Annotated in this window: 30 protein-coding genes; 18 read left to right on the top strand and 12 right to left on the bottom strand. The window is 66.5% G+C overall.

Annotated features, from left to right (window positions below):
• Positions 1 to 20: 20 nt before the first annotated feature.
• From EAH84_RS10595 to EAH84_RS10580, 4 genes are all read right to left on the bottom strand, one after another.
• A complete protein-coding gene (locus EAH84_RS10595) occupies positions 21 to 704 on the bottom strand; it encodes a Fe2+-dependent dioxygenase (RefSeq protein ID WP_140871724.1) in 684 nt (227 codons plus the stop codon).
• Positions 698 to 1,447: a tetratricopeptide repeat protein gene (locus EAH84_RS10590; protein WP_241656557.1), complete on the bottom strand. Its 750-nt coding sequence runs from the start codon at positions 1,445 to 1,447 to the stop codon at positions 698 to 700. Before EAH84_RS10590 ends, EAH84_RS10595 begins: the two co-directional genes overlap by 7 nt.
• On the bottom strand, positions 1,444 to 3,930 hold the full coding sequence (locus tag EAH84_RS10585; protein WP_241656556.1) for a TonB-dependent receptor: 2,487 nt from the start codon (positions 3,928 to 3,930) through the stop codon (positions 1,444 to 1,446). The genes EAH84_RS10590 and EAH84_RS10585 overlap by 4 nt, the downstream gene beginning before the upstream one ends.
• Before the next feature lie 76 nt (positions 3,931 to 4,006).
• A complete protein-coding gene (locus tag EAH84_RS10580; protein WP_140871802.1) occupies positions 4,007 to 4,255 on the bottom strand; it encodes a ribbon-helix-helix domain-containing protein in 249 nt (82 codons plus the stop codon).
• Positions 4,256 to 4,489: 234 nt separating this feature from the next.
• Between EAH84_RS10580 and EAH84_RS10575 the strand changes: the two genes are divergently transcribed.
• Entirely contained in the window at positions 4,490 to 5,293 is an 804-nt protein-coding gene (locus EAH84_RS10575) for a hypothetical protein (protein ID WP_206663959.1), read from the top strand.
• A 15-nt stretch (positions 5,294 to 5,308) separates the two neighbouring features.
• Here the strand turns inward: EAH84_RS10575 and cobT are convergent, their stop codons facing one another.
• Genes cobT through cobS form a run of 4 tightly spaced genes read right to left on the bottom strand, consistent with a single transcriptional unit; the run spans position 5,309 to position 8,800 of the window.
• Positions 5,309 to 7,135, bottom strand: a complete 1,827-nt coding sequence (cobT, locus tag EAH84_RS10570) for a cobaltochelatase subunit CobT (RefSeq protein ID WP_140871722.1) — start codon at positions 7,133 to 7,135, stop codon at positions 5,309 to 5,311.
• A complete protein-coding gene (locus EAH84_RS10565) occupies positions 7,135 to 7,461 on the bottom strand; it encodes a HepT-like ribonuclease domain-containing protein (RefSeq protein WP_241656555.1) in 327 nt (108 codons plus the stop codon). Before EAH84_RS10565 ends, cobT begins: the two co-directional genes overlap by 1 nt.
• Positions 7,462 to 7,465: 4 nt before the next feature.
• Positions 7,466 to 7,762 carry a nucleotidyltransferase family protein gene (locus EAH84_RS10560; RefSeq protein ID WP_140871718.1) on the bottom strand — a complete coding sequence of 99 codons (297 nt, stop codon included), beginning with the start codon at positions 7,760 to 7,762 and terminating at the stop codon, positions 7,466 to 7,468.
• 33 nt (positions 7,763 to 7,795) lie between these two features.
• On the bottom strand, positions 7,796 to 8,800 hold the full coding sequence (gene cobS / locus EAH84_RS10555; protein WP_140871716.1) for a cobaltochelatase subunit CobS: 1,005 nt from the start codon (positions 8,798 to 8,800) through the stop codon (positions 7,796 to 7,798).
• A 144-nt stretch (positions 8,801 to 8,944) separates the two neighbouring features.
• Here cobS and EAH84_RS10550 point away from each other — a divergent pair, with 144 nt between their 5' ends.
• Positions 8,945 to 9,367, top strand: coding sequence for a VOC family protein (locus EAH84_RS10550; protein ID WP_194150387.1), 423 nt, complete (start codon positions 8,945 to 8,947; stop codon positions 9,365 to 9,367).
• Here the strand turns inward: EAH84_RS10550 and EAH84_RS10545 are convergent.
• Positions 9,357 to 9,938 carry a winged helix-turn-helix transcriptional regulator gene (locus tag EAH84_RS10545; protein WP_241656554.1) on the bottom strand — a complete coding sequence of 194 codons (582 nt, stop codon included), beginning with the start codon at positions 9,936 to 9,938 and terminating at the stop codon, positions 9,357 to 9,359. The two genes, EAH84_RS10550 and EAH84_RS10545, sit on opposite strands and share 11 nt — an antisense overlap.
• 183 nt (positions 9,939 to 10,121) lie before the next feature.
• Here EAH84_RS10545 and EAH84_RS10540 point away from each other — a divergent pair, with 183 nt between their 5' ends.
• The 7 genes from EAH84_RS10540 to EAH84_RS10510 are packed head-to-tail and all read left to right on the top strand — an operon-like array spanning position 10,122 to position 14,036.
• Positions 10,122 to 10,556 carry a VOC family protein gene (locus EAH84_RS10540; RefSeq protein ID WP_140871710.1) on the top strand — a complete coding sequence of 145 codons (435 nt, stop codon included), beginning with the start codon at positions 10,122 to 10,124 and terminating at the stop codon, positions 10,554 to 10,556.
• A gap of 36 nt (positions 10,557 to 10,592) precedes the next feature.
• The gene (locus tag EAH84_RS10535) at positions 10,593 to 11,237 is read left to right on the top strand and encodes a glutathione S-transferase family protein (protein ID WP_140871708.1); all 645 of its coding nucleotides are present in this window, start codon (positions 10,593 to 10,595) and stop codon (positions 11,235 to 11,237) included.
• Between the two features lie 28 nt (positions 11,238 to 11,265).
• The gene (locus EAH84_RS10530; protein WP_140871706.1) at positions 11,266 to 11,619 is read left to right on the top strand and encodes a DUF1428 domain-containing protein; all 354 of its coding nucleotides are present in this window, start codon (positions 11,266 to 11,268) and stop codon (positions 11,617 to 11,619) included.
• A gap of 19 nt (positions 11,620 to 11,638) precedes the next feature.
• Positions 11,639 to 12,421: a VOC family protein gene (locus EAH84_RS10525; RefSeq protein WP_140871704.1), complete on the top strand. Its 783-nt coding sequence runs from the start codon at positions 11,639 to 11,641 to the stop codon at positions 12,419 to 12,421.
• Positions 12,422 to 12,436: 15 nt separating this feature from the next.
• The gene (locus tag EAH84_RS10520) at positions 12,437 to 12,931 is read left to right on the top strand and encodes a VOC family protein (protein ID WP_140871702.1); all 495 of its coding nucleotides are present in this window, start codon (positions 12,437 to 12,439) and stop codon (positions 12,929 to 12,931) included.
• The gene (locus tag EAH84_RS10515; RefSeq protein WP_140871700.1) at positions 12,928 to 13,389 is read left to right on the top strand and encodes an SRPBCC family protein; all 462 of its coding nucleotides are present in this window, start codon (positions 12,928 to 12,930) and stop codon (positions 13,387 to 13,389) included. Before EAH84_RS10520 ends, EAH84_RS10515 begins: the two co-directional genes overlap by 4 nt.
• Positions 13,386 to 14,036 (top strand): glutathione S-transferase family protein, encoded by a 651-nt coding sequence (locus EAH84_RS10510; RefSeq protein ID WP_206663958.1) that lies wholly within the window; start codon positions 13,386 to 13,388, stop codon positions 14,034 to 14,036. The genes EAH84_RS10515 and EAH84_RS10510 overlap by 4 nt, the downstream gene beginning before the upstream one ends.
• On the opposite strand, the gene EAH84_RS10505 is transcribed toward EAH84_RS10510, so the two are convergent.
• Positions 14,037 to 14,561, bottom strand: coding sequence for a J domain-containing protein (locus EAH84_RS10505; RefSeq protein WP_194150386.1), 525 nt, complete (start codon positions 14,559 to 14,561; stop codon positions 14,037 to 14,039).
• A 119-nt stretch (positions 14,562 to 14,680) separates the two neighbouring features.
• On the opposite strand from EAH84_RS10505, the gene EAH84_RS10500 reads away from it, so the two are divergent.
• The 6 genes from EAH84_RS10500 to EAH84_RS10475 all read left to right on the top strand — a co-directional run bounded on the left by EAH84_RS10500 (position 14,681) and on the right by EAH84_RS10475 (position 18,635).
• Entirely contained in the window at positions 14,681 to 14,977 is a 297-nt protein-coding gene (locus tag EAH84_RS10500) for a BolA family protein (protein WP_140871699.1), read from the top strand.
• Positions 14,977 to 15,690, top strand: coding sequence for a glutathione S-transferase (locus EAH84_RS10495; protein ID WP_140871697.1), 714 nt, complete (start codon positions 14,977 to 14,979; stop codon positions 15,688 to 15,690). Before EAH84_RS10500 ends, EAH84_RS10495 begins: the two co-directional genes overlap by 1 nt.
• Positions 15,687 to 16,136 carry an NUDIX hydrolase gene (locus tag EAH84_RS10490; protein WP_140871695.1) on the top strand — a complete coding sequence of 150 codons (450 nt, stop codon included), beginning with the start codon at positions 15,687 to 15,689 and terminating at the stop codon, positions 16,134 to 16,136. The genes EAH84_RS10495 and EAH84_RS10490 overlap by 4 nt, the downstream gene beginning before the upstream one ends.
• Entirely contained in the window at positions 16,126 to 17,025 is a 900-nt protein-coding gene (locus EAH84_RS10485; protein ID WP_140871693.1) for a pirin family protein, read from the top strand. The genes EAH84_RS10490 and EAH84_RS10485 overlap by 11 nt, the downstream gene beginning before the upstream one ends.
• Before the next feature lie 115 nt (positions 17,026 to 17,140).
• Entirely contained in the window at positions 17,141 to 18,022 is an 882-nt protein-coding gene (locus EAH84_RS10480) for an alpha/beta fold hydrolase (RefSeq protein ID WP_140871691.1), read from the top strand.
• Positions 18,023 to 18,143: 121 nt separating this feature from the next.
• On the top strand, positions 18,144 to 18,635 hold the full coding sequence (locus EAH84_RS10475; RefSeq protein WP_140871689.1) for an RcnB family protein: 492 nt from the start codon (positions 18,144 to 18,146) through the stop codon (positions 18,633 to 18,635).
• 126 nt (positions 18,636 to 18,761) lie between these two features.
• Here EAH84_RS10475 and EAH84_RS10470 read toward each other — a convergent pair whose 3' ends face one another.
• Positions 18,762 to 19,862, bottom strand: coding sequence for a DUF2332 domain-containing protein (locus tag EAH84_RS10470; protein ID WP_140871687.1), 1,101 nt, complete (start codon positions 19,860 to 19,862; stop codon positions 18,762 to 18,764).
• A gap of 62 nt (positions 19,863 to 19,924) precedes the next feature.
• Here EAH84_RS10470 and hisG point away from each other — a divergent pair, with 62 nt between their 5' ends.
• From hisG to nusB, 3 genes are all read left to right on the top strand, one after another.
• The gene (hisG, locus tag EAH84_RS10465; RefSeq protein ID WP_140871685.1) at positions 19,925 to 20,581 is read left to right on the top strand and encodes an ATP phosphoribosyltransferase; all 657 of its coding nucleotides are present in this window, start codon (positions 19,925 to 19,927) and stop codon (positions 20,579 to 20,581) included.
• Positions 20,578 to 21,873: a histidinol dehydrogenase gene (gene hisD / locus EAH84_RS10460; RefSeq protein WP_140871683.1), complete on the top strand. Its 1,296-nt coding sequence runs from the start codon at positions 20,578 to 20,580 to the stop codon at positions 21,871 to 21,873. Before hisG ends, hisD begins: the two co-directional genes overlap by 4 nt.
• Positions 21,874 to 22,102: 229 nt before the next feature.
• Complete coding sequence (nusB, locus tag EAH84_RS10455) at positions 22,103 to 22,558, top strand: transcription antitermination factor NusB (RefSeq protein ID WP_140871681.1); 456 nt, start codon at positions 22,103 to 22,105, stop codon at positions 22,556 to 22,558.
• A 24-nt stretch (positions 22,559 to 22,582) separates the two neighbouring features.
• Here the strand turns inward: nusB and EAH84_RS10450 are convergent, their stop codons facing one another.
• Positions 22,583 to 23,296, bottom strand: coding sequence for an EAL domain-containing protein (locus EAH84_RS10450; protein ID WP_140871679.1), 714 nt, complete (start codon positions 23,294 to 23,296; stop codon positions 22,583 to 22,585).
• Positions 23,297 to 23,310: the final 14 nt, after the last annotated feature.

Raw genomic sequence — 23,310 nt, 5'->3', positions numbered from 1 at the left:
GGCTTCGGCTCCAGCGTGGGTTACGCTTCAGCCCAGCGCCGTAGCAGGTTGTGATAGACCCCGGTCAAGCGCACCGATTCGGGATGTTCCTGTCCCATTGCCGCCGCGGCGGCCTGCACCCCCTGGTCGAGCTCGAACAGCAACGCGCGCGCGCCGTCGTCACGGACCATCGACTGGATCCAAAAGAACGACGCGGCCCGCACCCCCCGCGTCACCGGGGTCACGCGATGCACGCTCGACGCGGGGTAGAGCACCATATGCCCCGCGGGCAGCTTCACCCGCTGCTCGCCGAACGCGCCTTCGATCACGAGTTCGCCGCCGTCATAGCCGTCGGGATCGTCGAGGAAGAGCGTCGCCGACAGATCGCTCCGGATCCGGAAATCGCTCCCCCGGCGGATCCGGATGGCGGTGTCGACATGTGCGCCGAATTCCTGCCCGCCCGCATAGCGGTTGAACAGCGGCGGATAGACCTTGCGCGGCAGCGCGGCGGCGACGAACCGCGGCGTCGCCGCCAGCGCATCGAGCACCATCGCACCCGCCGCCTGCCCCGCCGCGCTATCCTCAGGCAGTTGCGCGTTGCGCTTGGCGAGCGCCGACTGCGTGCCCGACGTCGCGTTGCCGTCGACCCAGTCGGCGGGGTCGATCAGCGCACGCAGCCGCGCGACGCCGTCGGCATCGAGCACATCGGGGATCGCGATCAACATGCCAGGCTCGCCTGGCCTTGGCGCAACGCGGCGAGCCCCTGGGTACGGAACGCCGGAATTGTGCTGGCGGCGAGATAGACACACGCCTGCGCAATGAACCGCGCATGTCCCAACGCCCCCGCGCGAGTCAGCCACGGCAACGCTGCGGTGACCTCACCTGCGTCGCCCAGCATCCGCGCGTGATTGAAACACCCCCGGAAATCGCCCCCCGCCGCCGCGCGCGCATAGTAGCGCCGCGCCTTGGTAAGAGCGCGCGGCCCCGCCCAGCCATCCTCGGCAAAGCTCCCGACGAAGTTCGCTGCCTTCGCCTGCGCCAACCCGGATCCCTCCGCCACCGCGCGTTCGAGCCACGTCAGCGCCGCCGCCTTGTCCTCGGCAACACCCTCGCCTAGCGCCAGCAGCGTCGCATAATTATACATCGCCCAATCGAGGCCGCGCCCCGCCGCGACGCGGAAACACGCCGCCGCGCGCGTCTTGTCGACGCTCACACCCCAGCCGAGATCGTAGCACCGCCCGACCATGTTGAGCGCCATGACATGATCCTGCGCCGCGGCCTTCAGGAACCAGCCGAACCCCGCGCGCGCCTCGCCCCGGTCGAGCAACACCTGTCCCCACAACGCCTGCGCGTGGGCGACCCCCGCTTCCGCCGCTTCGAGGATGAACGCGTCGCGATCGACCTCCAGCCGCGCCGCGATCTGATCGTCCGACAGCGCCGCGACATGATCGGGCAGGAGCGCGCTCAAAACGACACCCCGATCGTCCCGAACACCGTCCGCCCCGCGGCGATACTCGCATAGTGGTTGGTGTAGGTCTGGGTAAAATAGGTCTCGTCGGTCAGGTTTTGCGCGTTGACGCTCAGGCTGACACGATCGGTCAGCGCATAGCTCGCGCGCGCGTCGAACCGCCAATAGCCGGGGATTTCGCGATACAGCGTCTTGGTCGCGGGGATCACGGTCACCACGCCTGCCGCAGTCTGCACCGCGCGGCGGTCTTCGGCATAGCCGCCATATTGCCGCGACAGATAATAGGCACCGCCCCCGATCTGGAGCCGCTTGGTCAGCGCAAGGTTGGTCGACAGGCTGATCGCGTTGCGCGCGGTCTGCGGCACGCGCTTGCCCGTGTTTACCGACCGCACCGTCACCGCCTGCGCCGCTTGACCGCCCACCGCCGCCGCGGTCAGCGCGGTAAAACCGCCATCGACGATCACCGCGTCGAGGAACGTATAGCCTCCGAACACTGTCCACCCCGGCAGGATCGTGCCGTTGACACTAAGTTCGACGCCCCTGATCCGCGTTACGCCGATGAACGATACAGTGTTGTCCGCATCGGTGACCCGCGCATTGCGGATGTCGGTCTGGAATCCCGCCAGCCCCAGCGCCAGCCGCTCGCCGAACAGGTTCGCCTTCGCGCCGATCTCGTACGACCGCGTCTTCTGCACCTTCAACGACTCAACCGTCAGCGTCGCGGGATCGTTGCGTCCTGGAATCGTCGCATTGTCCTCGCGCCCTTCGCCCAACAGGCTGTTGGGCGGGGTCGCCGCGGTCGCATAGCTCGCATAGACGCTCGTCGCTGCGGTCGGCTTGAAAACCACGCCTGCCTGCCAATTGAACAAATTGTCGGTACGCGCGATCCGCGTCCGCGGTGTATCCCCGGTCGCGACCCCCGGCTGCGTCACCGACGTGAACCGGTCGTAGCGCACGCCGAGGTTCACGATCAGCCGCGGCGTCAGCGTGATCGAATCGAAGCCATAGACCGACTGGGTCCGCGCATCGTTCAGGATGTCGGTATAGGAGGGCGCGCGCACGATCGGCGTCGCCACGCCCGACGTATCGCTGGCATAGTTCACCCAGGGATCGGACGGATCGGGCGCGAAAAGGCTGGTGCAATAATAGCGCGCTACCGACGCGGTCGTGCAGCGCGGGCTCAACGCGAAACCGCTCGCGCTCACCAGCGTGCCCCGCCGCGCTTTCTCCCACGACAGTTCGGCGCCGATCGCGATGCTGTGCTCGATCCCCCCGGTCGTGACCTTGCCGAACAGATCGGTCTGGTCGACGATGCTCTCGCTGTTGCTGTCGCGGGTGTTGCCGCGCCGCCAGACATAACCCCCGCTCGTCAGCCGCCAGCCGCTGTTGGTCGCGGTGGTGCCATAGACATTGCCCTGGCTGTCGTCGGGCAGCGTGAAGATATAGCGCTGGTCGTTGTGCGTGAACCGCGCGGTATTGCGCAGCGTCACCCCCCCGAAGTCATGCTCGACGCGCAGCTGCGCCTGATCGGTCGTCGCGTCGCGGAAATCGCGTGTAATCAGGCCGTAGAAATTCGCCCGGTCGACATAGCCGGTCTGCCCGCCCGCGGTCGTCACCGTGCCGATCGCGGGGCGGGTGTGGATCGCGCCCGTCCCCGGCGCATTGGCGATGGTGTAGAGATAGGGAATCCCGCTGTCGGGCAGCTCGTGGCTTTCGAGATGATAATAGCTCGCGGTCAGCCGGGTCGGCGTCCCCAGCCCGATCGTCACCGACGGCGCGACACCCCAGCGGCGGGCATAGACCGCGTCGCGTCCCGCCACGTCCTGGTCGTGCCACACCCCCGCGACGCGGAACGCCGCGGTGTCGGACAGCGCCACATTCAGGTCGGCGGTGACGCGCTTGTAATCGGCGTTGCCATAGCTCGCCTGCACCGATCCAACATCGTCGAGCTGGGGCTGTTTGGTCACGATATTGATCGTGCCGCCGGCGCTCCCGCGCCCGCCCAGCGTCGAATCCGATCCGTGCACGACCTGGATCGAATCGATCGTGAACACCTCGCGGGTCTGCGATGCCAGATCGCGGACCCCGTCGACATAGATGCTGCCCTGGCTGTCGAAACCGCGGATGAAGGGGCGGTCGCCGATCGGATTGCCCCCCTCCGCCGCGCCGAAGGTGATCCCCGGCACGGTGCGCAGCGCGTCTTGCAGCGTCGTCGACCCGGTTTGCTCGATCACCGCGCGCGGCAGCACGATCACCGATCGCGGGGTGTTGACCAGCGGCGCGACCGCCTTGGCGTCGTCCCCACGGTGCTCGCGGTCGCCGACGACGACGATATCGCCGCGCCGCTGCGCCTCGTCGGCACCGCCTTCATCGGAGGCGAGCGGCGGGGTGGTGCCCCTAGGCTCGTCCGCGCCCCAGGCGGGCGCGGTGGCGAAGGCGCCGATACAGGACAGGGCCAGGAACGGGACGTCAGATGTGGACAAACGAACTCCCCTTTCGATGGGAGCTCGCTATTGCGAGTTAATCGCATAGTCAATGCTAATGAGAACAATTCTCACATTATCGAACGAACAACCACGTCCGAATCGCGCTCGCCAGATTGGGTGGATCGGCTACGGTGATCCGCACCGCATCGATCTGTGCGACGAGGGCGCTGAGCGGCAGCCCATGCGCGACCGCCGCCGCGTCGAGCGCGGACCAGAATACAGGTTCAAGGCTGATGGACGTCTGATGCCCCGCAATCGTGATCGATCGCTTGACGGGGCCGACGAAGGGAGTTGGCGTGAGGATCGGCGATACGGGCGGCATGGGCTTGGCGTATCGACGGGCGACCCCAATGTCGAACATCGCTTGCATCGCAGTTCCCGCGTTCCCGCGCGTGCCGCCGCGCAACTATACGATTTCCCAATGTTGTCGTGCAGGCGGAACGATCGGAACCCGGCGGCGCTTGGGACATCACGCATGTCGCAACCGACGCCGCGCTGGGCGATCCCTCGTCATCGTTGACGGCGTGGCCGCTATCCACCCATGAAAGGTGACGGGATGACCGACCGACCGATGACCGACCAACGGGCGCAGATGCTCAACAAGGTCCCCTACGTCACCGTCTTCTTCTGGATCATCAAGATTCTCGCGACCACGGTGGGGGAAACCGGTGCGGATTTCCTCAACGTGCGGCTGGGATTGGGGCTGAACGGCACCTCGGTCGTCATGACCGTGCTGCTTGTGGCCGTCCTGGCGATCCAGATGCGCAGCGATCGCTACGTGCCGTGGAAATACTGGCTCGTCGTGGTGTTCCTGAGCGTCGTCGGCACGTTGTTGACCGATACCTTGACCGACGAACTTGGGTTGAGCCTCTATATCTCGACCGCCGCGTTCACAATTGCGCTGATCGCGACCTTCTTCGTCTGGTATCGCCGCGAGCATACACTCTCGATCCACGAGATCGACTCCCCCACACGCGAGGCATTCTACTGGGCGGCGATCCTCTTCACCTTCGCGCTGGGGACTGCGGGCGGCGACTTGGTCTCCGAAACGTCGGGGCTCGGCTATCTCACCGCCGCGCTGATCTTCGGCGGGTCGATCGCGGCGATCACGGTCGGCTATTACGCGGGGCTGCTCGGCCCCGTCCTCGCGTTCTGGCTCGCGTATATTCTGACGCGTCCGCTGGGGGCCTCGATCGGCGATCTGCTGACCCAGGCCAAGACCGACGGCGGCCTCGGGCTGGGGACAATGCCGGTCAGCGGGGTGTTTCTGGTCGTTATCGTCGGGCTGGTGACCTACCTCAGCATCACCAAGGTCGACGCACCCGCGGACGCCCCGGATTCGCCCAGCGCGTCGGCGTAACCCGCCCCGGCGGCGCTATTCGCTGTCGAACAGTGCCGCGAGCTGTTCGATAATCGTGCCGCCGAGCTGATCGGCATCCATGATCGTCACCGCGCGCTGGTAATAGCGTGTCACGTCATGCCCGATCCCGATCGCAACCAGCTCGACCGGGCTCTTGCCCTCGATCCACCCGATCACCTGGCGTAGGTGCCGTTCCAGATAGCTCCCCGAATTGACGCTGAGCGTCGAATCGTCAACCGGCGCGCCGTCGCTGATCACCATCAGGATGCGCCGCTCCTCGGGCCGCGCGATCAGCCGCGCGTGCGCCCACAGCAGCGCCTCGCCGTCGATATTCTCCTTCAGCAACCCCTCGCGCATCATCAACCCCAGGTTGTTGCGCGCGCGCCGCCACGGCTCGTCGGCTTTCTTGTAGACGATATGGCGGATGTCGTTGAGCCGCCCCGGCTGCGGCGGACGTCCCGCGCCGAGCCACGCCTCGCGACTCTGCCCGCCCTTCCACGCCCGCGTCGTGAAGCCCAGGATCTCGGTCTTGACCCCACACCGCTCGAGCGTCCGCGCGAGGATATCCGCGCTGATCGCCGCGATGCTGATCGGGCGCCCGCGCATCGACCCCGAATTGTCGATCAGCAGCGTCACCACGGTGTCGCGAAAATCGGTCTCGCGCTCGATCTTGTAGCTTAGCGACTGGGTCGGATTCACCACCACCCGCGCGAGCCGCGCGGCGTCGAGCAGCCCCTCGTCCTGATCGAAATCCCACGATCGCGACTGCTGCGCCATCAACCGCCGCTGGAGCCGGTTGGCGAGCTTCGACACCACCGCCTGCAGGTGCACCAACTGTTGGTCGAGATACCCGCGCAGCCGCGTCAACTCCTCGGCATCGCACAATTCGGTCGCCGCGATCACCTCGTCGAATTGCGTCGTCCACGGCTTGTAATCGAACTGCGCGTTGATGTCGCCGAACGGCCGATTGGGGCGCACCGGCTGCATCCCCTCCTCGCCCTCGTCGCCCGGCTCGCCGTCGGCGTCGTCGAACGAATCCTCGCCCATCTCCTCGCCGTCGCCGTCCTCGCTGTCGGATTCGCTCTGTTCGCCGCGCGCCTCGACCTCGCCTTCGCCCTGGCCGCCGTCCTCGTCATCGCTGTCCTCGCCCTCGTCCTGCTGCTGCTCGTCGGTCCCTTCCTCATCGGCCCCGCCCTCGTCGCTGTCCTCGGGGACCTGGTCGCCCTCGACGAGTTCGAGCTGTTCGAGCATTTTCATTGTCAGCGACTGGAACGCGCGCTGGTCGTCGAGCGCGAGGTTCAACGCGTCGAGGTCGGTCTTCTCCTCGATCCAGTCGCGCACCAGCGCCAGCCCCTTGTCGGCGGCGGCGGGCGGTGCCTGCCCGGTCAGTCGTTCGCGGACCAGCAGCGCCAGCGCGGTCGACAGTGGCACCTCGTCGCGGGTGCGCGCGCGCGTGATCGGATCGGCGCGCAGCCGGACGTCGAGCGCGTGCGCCAGATTGTCGGTGATCCCCGCATAGCCGCGCGACCCCAACGCTTCGACTCGCGCTCCCTCGACCGCGTCGAACACCGCGCGCGCCACCGCATCCCCCGGCGCCGCCTTGGCGTGAAGCGCCGGATTGTGATGCTTCAGCCGCAGCGCGAAGCCGTCGGCGAACCCGCGCACCTCGGCGACCTGATCGGCGGGCAACGCGCGCGCTGGCATTGGCACCTTGATGTGCTTGCCCGATTGGGTCGGCGCATCCGCGGTATAGGCGAGCTCGACCTCGGGTTCGTCCGCCAACGCCCGCGCCGTGCCGCCGAGCACGGCCTTGAAGCGATCGAGCGGGGTTTCGTTGGCCATTAGCTGGCCAGCGCTGCCGCACAGGCCGCACGAAGCCGTGGTAGCTCGTCGACCACGACGTTGTAGATCAGGCCCTCGTCGATCTCTTCATAGGCGTGGCGCAACATATTCCCCAATCCGCGGGCACGCTCGACCGGAAACGCTGGGTCGACGACCGACATCTGCTCGTTGCCGATCTTCACGACGGCCTCGATGATCCGTTCAAGACAGCGTTCTGTTGCATCCTTGCGCAACCGGTCGGCGGCGTAGTCCTCGAAGGTCGACGTGCCGATGTACCTGGCGATCGCATCGATATTGTCGATGACATCGGTAAGCCGGTCTGCCACGCGCCTAGAAGACATGGACGCGATCCCGATCGATTTCAGCCTGCAATCCCGGTTTGCGCGCGGGTTCGCTGACGAGATCCACCTTGATGCCGAGAATATCCGCTGCCGCCATTTGAATGCCGACGAAGTCGAACGCGTTGAGCCGATGACCCTCCACCAGTGTGGCGGCGAGATCCACATCCGAATCCGCCCTCTGGTCACCCCGGGCGGTCGATCCGAACAGCGAAAGCCGCGCAACGCCCATGTCGCGCAAATCCGCTTCATGCGCGCGCAACCGGGCCAGTGCTTCCATTTTGTCCATCGACTTAGCTCCAGTTCCTCGATGGGAAGGGCTTCAAGCCTTCCCCACCACGCTCTCGGGCAGATCCTTCCCGAACACACGCTGGTAATATTCCGCCACCAGCGGCCGCTCCGCCTCGTCGCATTTGTTCAGGAACGACAGCCGGAACGCGAAGCCGACATCGCCGAAGATCAGCGCGTTCTGCGCCCAGGTGATCACCGTGCGCGGACTCATCACCGTCGAGATGTCGCCGTTGATAAACCCGCGCCGCGTCAGGTCGGCGACGCGGACCATGTCGTCGACGGTCTTCTTGCCATCGGGCTTGTCATATTCGCCCGACTTGGCGAGCACGATCTGCGCCTCGACCGCGGCAGGCAAATAGTTCAGCGTGACGACGATGTTCCACCGGTCCATCTGGCCCTGGTTGATCTGCTGCGTGCCGTGATACAGCCCGCTGGTATCGCCCAGCCCTACCGTATTGGCGGTCGCGAACAGCCGGAACCACGGGTTCGGGCGGATCACGCGATTCTGGTCGAGCAAGGTCAGCTTGCCCTCGGTCTCGAGCACGCGCTGGATCACGAACATGACGTCGGGACGCCCTGCGTCATATTCGTCGAACACCAGCGCGGTCGGGGTCTGCAGCGCCCACGGAAGCAATCCCTCGCGGAATTCGGTGACCTGCTGACCGTCCTTGAGTACGATCGCGTCGCGCCCGACCAGGTCGATCCGGCTGATATGCGCGTCCAGGTTGATCCGGATGCACGGCCAGTTGAGCCGTGCGGCGACCTGCTCGATATGCGTCGACTTGCCGGTGCCGTGATAGCCTTGCACCATGACGCGGCGGTTATGCGCGAACCCCGCGAGCACCGCATGCGTCGTGTCGGCGTCGAACACATAGGCGGGATCGAGATCGGGGACGCGTTCGTCCGCCTCGCTGAACGCGGGGCATTCCATGTCGAGGTCGAGCCCGAACACGTCGCGCACGCTCACCATCTTGTCGGGGGCGTCCATGATCGTGGTTTCGCGGCTGTCGGGTTGGGTGTTGGGAATATTGGTCATCGCGGGAATGCGCCTTTCGTGGCGTGTCCCCTAACGCGTGCCGACCGCACAAGTCGAGATGTCTTCGCGCCATTACGCAATATCGGGTAAAGTCTCGCCGCGCCGACTCGCGCGCGATGCGCGAAGAGGCCGAGGAGAATCGCGATGCCCGAAGCACCTCGGGGCCCGGCGACCGGGCTGACCCCGCATCTGACGATCCGCGACAATCGCGCCGTCGAGGCGATCGATTTCTACACCGCCGCATTCGGCGCCGAGGAACAGCGCCGGATGCTCGCCGACGACGGCAAGCGCCTGATGCACGCGCACCTTCTTCTCAATGGCGCCTCGCTGATGCTCAACGACGAATTCCCCGAATATCAAGGCCCCGGCGATACCGGCTCGGTGTCGCCATCGGGCTTAGTCCTCCATCTCCAGGTCGATGATGCCGACGCGTGGTTCGATCGCGCGGTGAAGGCGGGGGCGAGCGCGCGGATGCCACTCGAGAACATGTTCTGGGGCGACCGCTATGGCCAGATCGACGATCCGTTCGGCTACACCTGGTCGATCGGCGCTCCGGTCAGCCAGTAGCCGCAGCGTCGGCTTTTTCGGGCAGCGCGAACAGATCGACGAACGCCTGCGCGATGGCCGGGTCGCCGGAGAGAGCGAGCGTTCCCTCGCGATCGAATCCTTCCTTGCCGTAGATCGTCCGCCGCATTGCCATCGTGTCGCCGGTAAAGGCGACGTCGGCGCGATCCTCCGCACCGCGGACCACCGTTACGCCATCGCGCCCGGTGCGCACCACGAAGTGGTCGGCGGGCATTGCGAACGCGACGGTCATCTCGGCATCGGTCACGCGCGCCGGATCGACCAGCGTCTGCAGCGACATCATCGCCGAAGCGCCTGACATGAACGCCATCGGGTCGTGCCGCGGCGACCGCGCCGCCCAGCGCCCAAGGTCGCGCATCAACGGCGCCGCCTCATGGCCCCACCGCGTGAGGTCATAAACCTGGACGTTTGCGGGCGACGGCAGCCGCCGCCGCACGAGAATCCCCGCCGTCTCGAGGCTCTCAAGCCGCTGGGTCAGCACGTTGGCGCTGATCCCGGGCAAATTCGTCTTGATCTCACCGAACCGTCGCGGCCCGAAGACCAGCTCGCGCATCACCAGCAGGGACCAGCGCTCCCCAACGAACTCGAGCGCGAGTGCGGTGCCGCACGCATCGTCATACCACCGTTTCGTCGTGGACTCTGCTCCTCTTGTTACTTTTCCTGACTTCATGGTTGCTTTTAATAACCAGCGGGGGCAGAAAATGCAAATGCCGACTCGCAAGGGAGTGATATTCAGATGTCCAAGATGATCTTCGTGAACCTGCCCGTCGCGGATGTCGCCCGGTCGACCGCCTTCTATCAAGCGATCGGGATGATGAAGAACGACAGCTTCTCCAACGAACAAGGTTCGGCGATGACCTGGTCGGACACCATCAGCTTCATGCTGCTGAACCACGCCTTCTATTCGACCTTCACGCCCAAGCGGATCATCGATGCGACCACGACGAGCGGCATGCTGCTCGCGCTGGGACTGGACAGCCGCGCCGACGTCGATGCGATCACCGAAGCGGCGATCGCCGCCGGGGGCACCGAGTTGCACGGCCCCGAAGACGAAGGCTTCATGTATTCGCGCGCGTTCGCCGATCCCGATGGCCACGGCTTCGGGCCGTTCTGGATGGACCCCGTCGCCGCCGCCAACGGCCCCGAGCACATGGCGGACGCAACCGCCTGACCGAACTCCGCGATCAGCGAGCAGCGAGGAACCGCGATGAATCCCACGATTACTACTTTTGCCTGGGTGCCCGAATTCGCCCGCGGCTTCGTCCGCGATCTGCGTCCGCGCTGGGCGTTCGAGGAAGTCCGCCAGCCGTATGAGGTGACGCTGATCACCGACGCCAAAACCCCGGCGCACCGCTGTTATCAGCCGTTCGGCCAGGTCCCGACCTATCGCGACGACGACGTCGAAATCTTCGAATCGGGCGCGATCGTCCTCCACATCGCCGAGCGTGCGGGCCGGTTGATCCCAGCCGATCCCGCAGGCCGCGCGCGGATGATGCAATGGCTCATCTCTGCGCTCAATTCGGTCGAGCCATACGTCATGGCGCTCGCCATCAACGACGTGTTCGAGGCGGATCGCGACTGGTCCGGGGCGCGCCATGCCAAGGTTGTCGAAGACCTCCACCGTCGTCTCGCCGATCTCGAGACCGCATTCGGCGACCGCGACTGGATCGACGGCGACGACTTCACCGCCGCGGACCTGATGATGATCTCCGTCCTCGGCGGCCTGCGCGGTTCGGGTCAGCTCGACGGCTTTCCCAAGCTCGCCGCTTATGTCGCCCGCGGCGAAGCGCGCCCCGCCCACCGCAAGGCGATGGCCGATCACATCGCCACCTTCGACAACGTGGCGGCCTGAGCGCATTCCCACAAACAGGAGCAAACCCATGATCTATGTCGATGGCTTGGTTCTCCCCGTCCTCGCGAGCAGTTCGCAAGAAGCCTATCTCGCCTTTGCCGAAAAGGCCGCGCCGATCTTCAAGGATTACGGCGCGACGCGCGTGGTCGAATGCTGGGCGGACGACGTTCCAGACGGCAAGGTTACCGACTTCCGCCGCGCGGTCCTGGCAACCGAGGACGAGACGGTGGTCTTCAGCTGGATCGAATGGCCCGACAAGGCGACCCGCGACGCGGGGATGAAGAAGGTGATGGAAGATTTGCGGATGCAACCCGGCGATCCGATGCCGCTCGACGGCAAGCGCATGATCTTCGGCGGCTTCCAGGCGATCCTTGATCAGTAATCCAGGCAGGAGACACGACATGGCCAATCCCCACGGCACCCCGATCTGGTACGAACTCATGACCGCCGACCCCGATGCGTCGAAGGCGTTCTACGATCTCGTCATCGGCTGGAGCGTGGAAGCCCAGCCTGCGGGCGACATGGATTATCGGATGATCGCAACCGTCGGCGGCGATCAGGTCGGCGGGGTGATGCGACTGACTGACGACATGGCTGCGAACGGTGCAAAGTCGACCTGGCTGTTCTACATCGGGGTCGACGACGTCGACGCCTCCGCCACAAAAATCCAGGCGGCGGGCGGCGCGTTGATCGTACCCCCTACAGACATCCCCGATGTCGGCCGCTTTGCCTTCGCGACCGATCCGCAGGGCATCCCCTTCTACATCATGCGCGGATCGAGCCCCGACGCCAGCGGCGCCTATGATCGCAATGGGATGGGCAAGTGCAACTGGAACGAGCTGATCACCCCCGATCAGCGCGCGGCCAACGCCTTCTACGCCGAGGTGTTCGGGTGGACCTACCCCGACAAAATGGAAATGCCCGGCGACATGGGCGATTATATCTTCATCGACATCGCGGGGCAGCAGATCGGCGCGACGATGCAGTATCCCGGCGAAGGCCCCGACCCCGGCTGGCGATTCTATTTCCGCACCCCGGATATCGACGCCAGCGCGCAGAAAGTCGCCGACGTGGGCGGCACCGTGATGATGGGCCCCCACGACGTTCCTGGTGGCGGGCGGATCATCGTCGCGACTGATCCGCATGGCGTGGTGTTTGGCGCGGTCGGCGCCGGCGCCGCGTAAAGCACGGAGACCATGATGGACACCAAGATCGCACCCTGCCTGTGGTTCGACGGCAACGCCCGCGAGGCCGCCGAATTCTACGCCGCCACCTTCCCCTACAGCCACGTCGACGCGCGCCACGCCGCGCCGGCCGACTACCCCTCGGGCCGGGCGGGCAACGAGCTGACCGTCGAGTTCGCGGTCCTCGGCATGCGCTTCCTCGGGCTCAACGGCGGGCCGCACTTCACGTTCGACGAGGCGATCTCGTTCCAGGTGTACACCGACGATCAGGAAGAGACCGATCGTTATTGGAACGCGATCGTCGACAATGGCGGCAAAGCGAGCGATTGTGGTTGGTGCAAGGATCGCTTCGGCCTGTCGTGGCAGATCACCCCGCGCGCGCTGATGCGGATGATGACCGACACCAGCAATCCCGCCGCGGCCAAACGCGCGATGGAGGCGATGATGACGATAAAGAAGATCGATATCGCCACGCTCGAGACCGCCTGGACCGCAGGCGCCGAGGCATGAACGGCGAGACCTTCGAACTCTCGATCGAACGCTTGATCGACGCCCCCGTCGCCGCGGTGTGGAGGGCTTATACAGACCATCTCGCAGAATGGTTCTGCCCTGCACCATGGCGCGCCGAGGTGGTCGCGATGGACCTGCGCGTCGGCGGTCGCTCGGCCATCACGATGTACGGCCCCCACGACGAGGTGCAGCCCAACGAGGGTGTCTATCTCGAGGTCCTCCCCGAACGCCGCATCGTCTTCACCGACGCGTTCCGCGACGGCTGGTATCCGCAAGGGCCGTTCATCGTCGGATTCATGGATTTCGCGCCGGAGGGCGACCAGACCCGCTACCGCGGCGGCGCACGCCACTGGACGCGGGAAGCGATGGAGCAACATCAGGCGATGGGGTTCGAGACGGGCTGGACCAAGGTCGCCGAACAGCTCGAAACCGTCGCGAAGCGGATCGCGGAATCATGATCGAGCTCTTCGCCCACCCTTTCTCCTCCTATTGCTGGAAGGCGGAAATCGCCTTCTACGAAAACGCCATTCCCTATACGCTGCGGTCGCTCGATCAGGACGCGGCAATGATGGCTGAACTCGCGTCGATCTGGCCGCTCAAGCGCTTCCCGGTGTTGCGCGAGGGCGATCGGGTGATCCCCGAAGCGACGAGCATCATCGAGTATCTTGGCATCCATCACCCCGGCCCGGTCGCGCTGATTCCCGCCGACCCCGATGCCGCGATCGAGGTGCGGCTGTGGGATCGGTTCTTCGACAATTACGTGATGACGCCGATGACCAGCATCGTCGCCAACGCGATGCGCACACCCGGCGACCGCGACCCGATCGGCGACGACAAGGCACGCGCGTTGCTCGACACCGCCTATGCGATTCTCGACGACCGGATGGTGAGCCGCGAGTGGGCCTCGGGCGATTTCAGCCTGGCCGATTGCGCCGCCGCGCCTGCCTTGTTCTACGCCGACTGGACCCACCCGGTCGGCGACCGCTTCCCCCACGTCACCGCGTATCGCCAACGCCTCCTTGCGCGCCCCAGCGTCGCGCGCGCGGTCGACGAGGCGCGCCCGTATCGCGCTTATTTCCCGCTTGGCGCGCCCGACCGCGACTGATCACATGAACGCAGGCGCCTGGCGCAGTTGTTGATACGCCGCGATCACCTTTTGCAGGATCGCCTCATGGCTGCGATCCCCGCCGTTGCGGTCGGGATGATAGCGCCGCACCAAATCCGAATAGCGCTTGCGCAACCCCGTCCGGTCCGCATCCGCCGCGAGACCCAGCACGCGCAGGCTCTCGCGGTCCTGCCCCGACAGCGGCTTGCCGTCGCTGCGCTCGGGCGCGACCTCCCGCCTGAACCGCGCCGCGATCGCGTCGAGCGGGTCGCTGAAGTCGCTCCACCGCGGCGCCCGATCGCCCCCCGCGGTCGCGAACGCGCGCGTTTCGCGCTCCCACCCTGCCAGCGGGCGCTGGGCGTGGTGGATTTCATCCGCGGTCATCCCGTTGAAATAATTGTAGCGCGCATTGAACGCCCGGACATGGTCGAGGCAGTACCAGCGAAAGTTGGGTGGTCCCCCGTCACTCGCGCCTTCGAGCGGCGGCGCGCGGAATTCGCCCGGCTCCACGCAGCCCGGCTCCATGCACGCCCGCCCCGCGCCCTCGACGCGCCCGTGAAAGCGCGGGCTTGGTCGTGCCTTCCGCTCGCCGTCCGCCAAATTCCACACCCCGCATTTCCGCGAAAACGCGCTATATAGGATCGATGAACCAGCCTGCCACCGCACCCTCCACCGCCGTCACCGACCAAATTTTGTCCCGTCTCAACGCGATGCTCGCGCCCACCGCGCTCGTCGTCGTCAACGAAAGCGACCAGCACGCCGGGCATATGGGCGACGACGGCACCGGCGAATCGCATTTCCGCGTCGAGATCGAGAGCTCGGCATTCGTTGGGCTCACCCGGGTCGCGCGCCAGCGGCTGGTGAACAACGCGCTCGCCGAATTGTTGAAGACCCGGATCCACGCGCTGGCCATCAAGACCCGCGCGTCCGGGGAAAGCTGATCGCCTACAAACTCTGGTATTGGCCGACAATCCAGGGCCGCGGCGAATTCATCCGCCTGCCGCTCGAAGCCGCCGAAATCCCCTATGCCGATTGCGCGCGCGAACAGGGGGCCGACGCGCTGGTCGAAGAGATGAAGCGCCGCGACGAAACCGGCCAAGGCCCATTCGCGCCGCCGTTTCTGGGCATCGACGGCACCGGCATTGCGCAGGTCGCCAACATCCTGATGTTCCTCGGCGAGCGCCACCAGCTCGCGCCGTCGGGGATGGCGGACCGATACTGGCTCCACCAGCTCCAGCTGACGATCGCGGACATCGTCGCAGAGGTCCACAACGTCCACCACCCGCTCGCGATGATGGACTATTACGAGGATCAGAGGCCGGAGGCGGCGCGCGCCGCCCAGCAGTTCCGAGACGAGCGGACGCCAAAATTCCTCCGTCATTTCGAACAGGCGGCCAACGCCAACGTCGGCGATTGCCTGATCGGCAATCGCTGGACCTATGCCGATTGCTCGCTGTTCCAGCTCGTCGAGGGGCTGCGTTACATGTTCCCGCGGCGGATGAAGACGCTCGAACCCGATTACCCCGCGCTGATCCACCTCCACGATTGCGTCGCCGAACTCCCCGCCCTCGCCGCCTATCTCAAGAGCGACCGCCGCCTCCCGTTCAACGAACAGGGCATCTTCCGCCACTATCCCGAGCTCGACGGCGAATGAGGACGCCCCGCCCCGCCGCGCGCATCCTGCTCGTCGACGGCGCGGGGCGAGTCCTGCTGTTTCGCTTCACCCCCGGCGATGGCCGCGCGCCGTTCTGGTGCACCCCCGGCGGCGCGCTCGACCCCGGCGAAACCTATCCCCAGGCGGCGCGCCGCGAACTCCGCGAAGAGGTCGGAATCGATCACGATTGCGGCCCCGAAATTGCGCGGCGCACCGTCGACTTTCTCACCATCGAACGCGTCGAGGTCACCGCCGACGAACGCTGGTTCCGCGTCGATATCGACGCATGCGATGTCGATCCGTCGGGCCACACCCCGCTCGAACGCCGCGTCATGCAGACGTGGCGCTGGTTCACCCGCGCCGATCTCGCCACCGATTCCGACCCGATCTACCCTGCCGATATCCTCGAATTGCTTGCCGCCACGGAGCCTGCCGATGCTCGATGATTTCATCCTCCAGACGATCTTGCCCTCCACCCATGATCTGGGCGGGTTCAAGGTCCACCGCACCTTGCCTAACAAGCAACGCACGATGGTCGGCCCGTTCCTGTTCTTCGACCAGATGGGTCCCGCGCACCTGCCCCAGGGCCAGGGCATCGATGTCCGCCCCCACCCGCACATCAACCTGTCGACCGTCACCTATCTGTTCGACGGCGCGATCGACCACCGCGATTCGCTCGGCACCCAGGCGCGGATCGAACCCGGCGCGGTCAACCTGATGACCGCAGGGCGCGGCATCGTCCATTCCGAACGCTCGCCGGGCGACGAGCGCGCCGACGGCCCGATGCTCTCCGGCATCCAGACCTGGCTCGCGCTGCCCGAAGCCGCCGAAGAGATGAACCCCGCGTTCGAACATGTCACCAAGGCCGAACTGCCGTTGATCGAGACCGCCGATTCTTGCGCGCGCGTCATCATGGGCAGCCTGTGGGGGCAGCGCGCACCGACCACCACCTATGCCGGGACGGTCTACGCCGACCTGCTGCTCGATCCCGGTGCCAGCGTACCGATCGACGACTGCGCCGAGGAACGCGCGATCTATCTCGCGATCGGCGAAGCGACCCTGGAGGGAATCCCGCTCGAACCCCAGACGCTCTACGTGCTGCGCCCCGGCATCGCCGCGACGCTGCGCTCGGCCAGGGGCGGCCGCGCGATGCTGTGCGGCGGCGACGCCTTCACCACCCCGCGCCACGTCTGGTGGAATTTCGTCAGTTCGCGCCGCGACCGCATCGAACAAGCCAAGCGCGACTGGCGCGCGGGGAATTTCCCGACCGTACCCGGCGACGATCAGGACTATATCCCGATCCCCGACGTGCCCCTGACGGTGAGTTATCCGTGAATCCATCCCCCTCCCGCTTGCGGGAGGGGTTAGGGGAGGGCATGTCCGCTAGCTCACCCGCGCGGATTGGTCAGGCCCTCACTCGACCCCTCCCGCAAGCAGGAGGGGAGACGATATGACCGACGACCTACAACGCATTCCCGTCTCCACCGGCGTCACCCTCGACGTCCAGGTCGCGGGCGACCCCGCCAACCCGCCGCTGATCCTCCTCCACGGCTTTCCCGAATCGCACCGCACCTGGCGCGACGTCATCCCCGATCTCGCGCGCGATCACTTCGTCCTCGCCCCCGACCAACGCGGCTATGCGCGCTCGTCGAAGCCCGCGGGCGTCGAGGAATACACCCCCGACAAGATCGTCGCCGACCTGATCGCGCTCGCCGATCATTTCGGCCTCGCGACCTTCACCCTCGTCGGCCACGACTGGGGTGGCGCGGTATCGTGGATGGCGGCGCTGCGGCATCCCGATCGCATCGCCCGGCTCGTGATCGTCAACGCCCCGCATCCGTTCATCATGCAAAAGACGCTGTTCGACGACCCCGATCAGCGCGCCGCGAGCCAATATATCACTGCGTTCCGCAACCCCGATCTCGAAGCGCATATCGCCAAGATCGGGCTCAGCTCCTTCTTTGACGGCAGCTTCCTCCAGCACACAGATTTCGACAAGATCGCCGACGAAAAGCCGGTCTATCTCGATCAATGGGGCCAGCCCGGCGCGATGACCGCGATGCTCAACTGGTATCGCGCCAGCGCGATCGTCGTGCCCGCGATCGGCGAAACCCCCGAACGCCCCGCCTATCTCGACGGCCCCTTCCCGCCGGTGACCCAGCCGACGCTGGTCATCTGGGGCATGAACGACGCCGCGCTGCGCCCCAGCCAGATCGAAGGTCTCGGCGACTACGTCCCCGACCTCACGTTGACCAAGGTCGACGCCGGGCATTTCGTGCCGTGGGAGAACCCGCAGGCGGTGATCGCCGCGATCCGCGCCTGGGAGGGCTGAGCCCGGCACGATGCTCAGCCTTGCTGGTTGCTGACCGGCGCATTCGCACCGCGTTCAGCGACGCTGGCCTAGTCCTTGGTTATGCCGCATCCCCCGCGGTATCGAAGACAGGAGCATAGTCATGCGAAAACTGATGATTGCGTCGCTCGCCGCCACCCTGCTTACCCCGACGCTGGCGATTACCGCCGTCAGCGCGCAGAGCCGCGGCGAGGTCCGCCGCGATACGCGCGAAATCCGCCAGGACCGCCGCGACGTCCAACGTGCGCGCGCCTATGGCGACCGCGGCGATGTCCGCGATGCGCGTCGGGAACTGCGCGAGGATCGCCAGGAGCGCCGCGAGGATTGGCGCGACTATCGCCGGTCGCACGCCAACGTCTATCGGCGCGGCGGGTACAACGGCCCGCGCGACTATCGCTATCGTCCGGTGAGCGTCGGCTACCGGTTCGCGCCGAGCTATTACGCGCGCAACTACTGGATCAACGACTATGCGACTTATCGCCTGCCGCGCCCTGCCTACGGCTATCAGCGTTGGGTTCGCTACGGCAACGACGTCGTCCTGATCGACGTCCGCAACGGGCGAACCGTCCAGGTCTACAACCGCTTCTTCTATTGAGGAGGCACCACTTCGCCGGCGGAGGCCGGGGTCCAGTTGGTGTGGTCAGCGTAACGGAGCACGTCGCGCGGTTATCACTGTCACCCAACTGGGCCGCGGCTTTCGCCGAGGTGGTGGGGCGGAACTTCACCCCGGCGACAGCTTCGCCGAATCGGGCAGTTCGATCCCGTCGGACGCATCGAGCGCGCCCGGCTTGATCCAGCGCCCATGTGCATGCGACGATCCGACGACGCGCCACGCCTCGCCGTCGGGCCAGTGCCGCACCCGGATCACCTGATAGCCCAGCGCCCGGTCGGACTCCATCATCACCCAAGCGAGCGGCCTCTCGGGCGTGGCCCGCGCGCCCGCCGCCGCCATCGCCGCGCGAATCCGATCGGCGACCGGCTCGGGCAGATATTGCCACACCACCGAATGCATCAGCACCCGCGTCACCCCGTGCGCCTGCGGTTCGGCGAGTCGCGCCTCCACCCAGTCCGCCGCATCCGCCTCGACCAGATTGACCCCGCGCTTCCGCATCATGGCGATCGCGGCGCGCACCCGCGTCAGCCGTTCGGGCTCTTCGGCCCACACATATGCCGCCAGCCGCGCCTCGACCGCGGGATCGGTCGCATCCATCGGCGCTACGTCGCAGCCCTTGACCGACACGATCTCGATGGCCGGTACATCGGGCGCCGCGCCGCGCCAGTCGGGCACGATCGTCACCGCCGCATCGCGCGGCCCGATCACCGTACCCCCCAGATCGATCCGATAGCGATCGATCAGCAGGTTTAGCCCCGCGCTCGACCCGATCTCGAGGAGTTCGAGTTTCGGCCCGAACCGCCTCGCGACCTCGATCAGCCCGGTCATCAAAGCAGCCGATCGCCCCGGCTCGTTGGTCTGCGGCGGCCCGTCGAGCCACGGCAGCACCGCCTCGTCATGGCGCACAAGCGCGTCATTCAGGATCGTCGTCACCTGCGCTGCGTCGGTGATCTCACCGCGAAACACCGCCGCCAGCGCCGCATCCTTTCCCGCGAGCACCAGCGCGTGCAACCCGCCGATCAGCCGGAGCGGCAACGCATCGAGGGTCGGCTCGCCCGGCCAATCAAGCACCCGCCGCCCCACCGCGCTGTCGCGGGTCAGCCCCTCGGCGAGCGCGGTCGCGACCCGCGCATAGACCGGCGAGGCGTTGCTCTCGCAGTAAAACGCCTGAATCCGAAACGCGCCTCGATTATTCTCCTCGCCCGCCATCATCAGCCTCCTATTGCGCGACGTTGTTGCACCCGCGAACACCCCCTCGTAAAGCCCGCCTCGTGGCCACCCCTCTGATCATCGCGGTCCCTAAGGGACGAATCCTCGCCGAGGCGTTACCGCTGCTCGCGCGCGCCGGGATTCGCCCCGAACCCGCCTTCGCCGACGAGGACAGCCGCGCGCTCCGCTTCGCTACTGACGTCGTGCATATCGAGCTGATCCGGGTCCGCGCGTTTGACGTCGCGACCTTCGTCGCGCACGGTGCCGCGCAGCTCGGCATCGTCGGGTCCGACGTCATCGCCGAATTCGCCTATTCGGAGCTCTACGCCCCGGTCGACCTCGGCATCGGCCACTGCCGCCTCTCGGTCGCCGAGCCCGCCGCGATGGCCGCGACCGACGATCCGCGCGGCTGGAGCCACGTCCGCGTCGCGACCAAATATCCGCATGTCACCGCCGCGCATTTCGCCGCACGCGGGGTCCAGGCCGAATGCGTCAAGCTGAACGGCGCGATGGAGCTCGCCCCCACGCTGGGCCTCGCGCCGCGGATCGTCGATCTGGTCAGCTCGGGCCGCACGCTCAAGGAAAACGGCCTCGTCGAGGTCGAACGGATCATGGATGTCACCAGCCGGCTGATCGTCAACCGCGCCGCGATGAAGACCCGCGCCGAGGTCGTGCCGCTGGTCGAGGCATTCCGCCGCGCGGTCGCCGAATCGCGATGATCATCCTCGACACCACCGCCGCCGATTTCGCCGACCGCTTTACCGCGCTCGTGGAGGGCCGTCGCGAATCCGCGACCGACGTGACCAAAGGCGTCACCGCGATCATCGCCCGCGTCCGCGCCGAAGGCGAAGCCGCGCTTGCCGACCTCACCCGCACCCTCGACCGCCACGACCTCGCCACCACCGGCTGGCGGATCGACCCCGCCGAGTGCGCCGCCGCCTACGCAGCGCTCGACCCCGATCTGCGGACCGCGCTCGATCTCGCCGCGACCCGCATCCGCGCCTATCACGAGCGCCAGAAACCCACTGACACCGACTATACCGACGCCGCAGGCGTCCGCCTCGGTGCCCGCTGGCGCGCGGTCGATGCCGCCGGAATCTACGTCCCCGGCGGGCGCGCCGCCTATCCCTCGTCGCTGCTGATGAACGCGATCCCCGCGCGGGTCGCGGGCGTCGAACGCCTCGTGATGGTCACCCCCACCCCCGATGGCCAGATCAACCCGCTGGTCCTCGCCGCGGCGCACCTGGCCGGGATCGACGAGATCTGGCGCGTCGGCGGCGCGCAGGCGATCGCCGCACTCGCCTATGGCGCGGGACGGATCGCGGCGGTTGACGTCGTCACCGGCCCCGGCAACGCCTGGGTCGCGGAGGCCAAGCGCCAGGTCTACGGCGTCGTCGGGATCGACATGGTCGCAGGCCCTTCCGAAATCGTCGTCGTCGCGGACGCGCTGAACGACCCCGACTGGACCGCCGCCGACCTGCTTAGCCAGGCCGAACACGACACCACGACGCAATCGATCCTGTTCACCGACGACGCCGATTACGCGAACAAGGTCGCCGCCGCGGTCGAAACCCAGCTCAAGACTCTAGCCACCGCCGTCACCGCGCGCATCGCGTGGGACACCAATGGCGCGATCATCGTCGTCGAATCCCTTGCCGACGCCGCCCCCTTGATCGACCGGCTCGCCCCCGAACATCTCCAACTCGCGATCGATGAGCCGCAAGCCTTCTTCGACCGCATCCGCCACGCTGGCAGCGTCTTCATGGGCCGCCACACCCCCGAAGCGATCGGCGATTACGTCGCGGGGCCTAACCACGTCCTCCCCACGGGCCGCCGCGCGCGCTTCGCGAGCGGCCTCTCGGTGCTCGATTTCATGAAGCGCACCAGCTTCCTCCAGCTCGACGAAGACGCGTTGCGCGAACTCGGCCCTGCCACCGTAAAACTCGCCGACGCCGAAGGCCTCCCCGCCCACGCCAAATCCGTCGCGCTGCGGCTGCGCCTCAACCGCTGACGTTATTCGCGCAGAGGCGCAGAGGACGCAGAGAAGACCCGCGACAACGCCGCTCCAAAAACCCACCCGAGCCGCGAAGATCGGGATGAATAATCCGCTATGCGGCAAGCGCGACAGCCTCTGCGTCCTCTGCGCCTCTGCGCGAACCAAACTCCTTCGCGTCTTAGCGTCATCGCGCGAATCCATCACAAGGGCTGACACGAACGCTCCCCGCGATTAAGGCCCATGAATGTCCCGCACCGCCACCCGCTCAAAGGCGCGCGCCGCCGCCCGCCTTGCCGCCGTCCAGGCGCTCTATCAGCACGACATGGAAGCAACCCCCGTCCCCGCACTCATCAACGAGTTCCACAACCACCGGCTCGGCGCGACGATCGAGGACGCCGAATATGCCGAAGCCGACACCGACTTCTTCGACGACATCGTCAAGGGCGCAACCGGGCGGCGCGGCGAGATCGACCTCGCGATCGAGGGCAAGCTCGCTAGCGGCTGGACCCTCGCGCGGCTCGACAAGCCGATGAAGGCGATTTTGCGTGCCGGGACGTATGAACTGATGGCGCGCGCGGACGTACCGGTCGGCGCGGTGATCACCGAATATGTCGATGTCGCCGATGCCTTTTACGACAAGCGCGAAAAGGGCTTCGTCAACGGCCTGCTCGATGCGATCGCCAAGGACGTCCGCGCCTGACGTTGCAACGGCGGTGTCACCGGATCAGGCGACGACGGTGATCCGCTCGCCGGGCAGCGTGAACGTCGGCAGCGTCCTGAACCCGGGCCGTGCCAACAGATAGCCCTGAATACAGCGCACGCCGGTCGCCAGCACCGCGTCATATTCGGCGACGGTCTCGATCCCCTCGGCGATCACCGCGATCCCCAGCGATTCGGCCATCCGGACGACCCCCTGAACGATCAGCCGCCGCGGCAGGCTGGTGTCGATCCCACGGATCAGCTCCATATCGAGCTTGATAAAATCGGTCTGGAATTTGGCGAGCAACCCCAGCCCCGCATGCCCCGCCCCGAAATCGTCGATCGCGGTTGCGAACCCCATCTGCCGATAGGATTCGACGATCGTCTTCACGTGATCGGTGTCGGCCATCTCCTCGTTCTCGGTGAATTCGAAAATCAGCCGATCGGTCGGAAACCCGGTCGCACGCGCGGTCTTCAACGTCAGCTGGATGCACGCGACCGGCGAATAGACCGCGTTGGGCAGGAAATTGATCGACAGCCGCGCGCCGGTCTCGACGATCCCCGCCGCGACCGCGCCCTCGATCGCGGCGACCCGGCATTGCTGGTCGAACGCATAGCGATTGTCGGGGGTGACGCTGGCGAGCACCTCGGCGGCCCCCTCGCCGTGCGGCCCACGCACCAGCGCTTCGAACGCGAATGGGCGCGCGGTCACGACATCGACGATCGGCTGGAACGCCATCGCGATGTCAAACC

This window comes from Sphingomonas oligophenolica (assembly GCF_006438955.1).
Classification (GTDB): domain Bacteria; phylum Pseudomonadota; class Alphaproteobacteria; order Sphingomonadales; family Sphingomonadaceae; genus Sphingomonas; species Sphingomonas oligophenolica_A.
The sequence above is the reverse complement of the archived record's forward strand: the minus strand, read 5'-3'. Positions and strand labels throughout refer to the sequence as shown.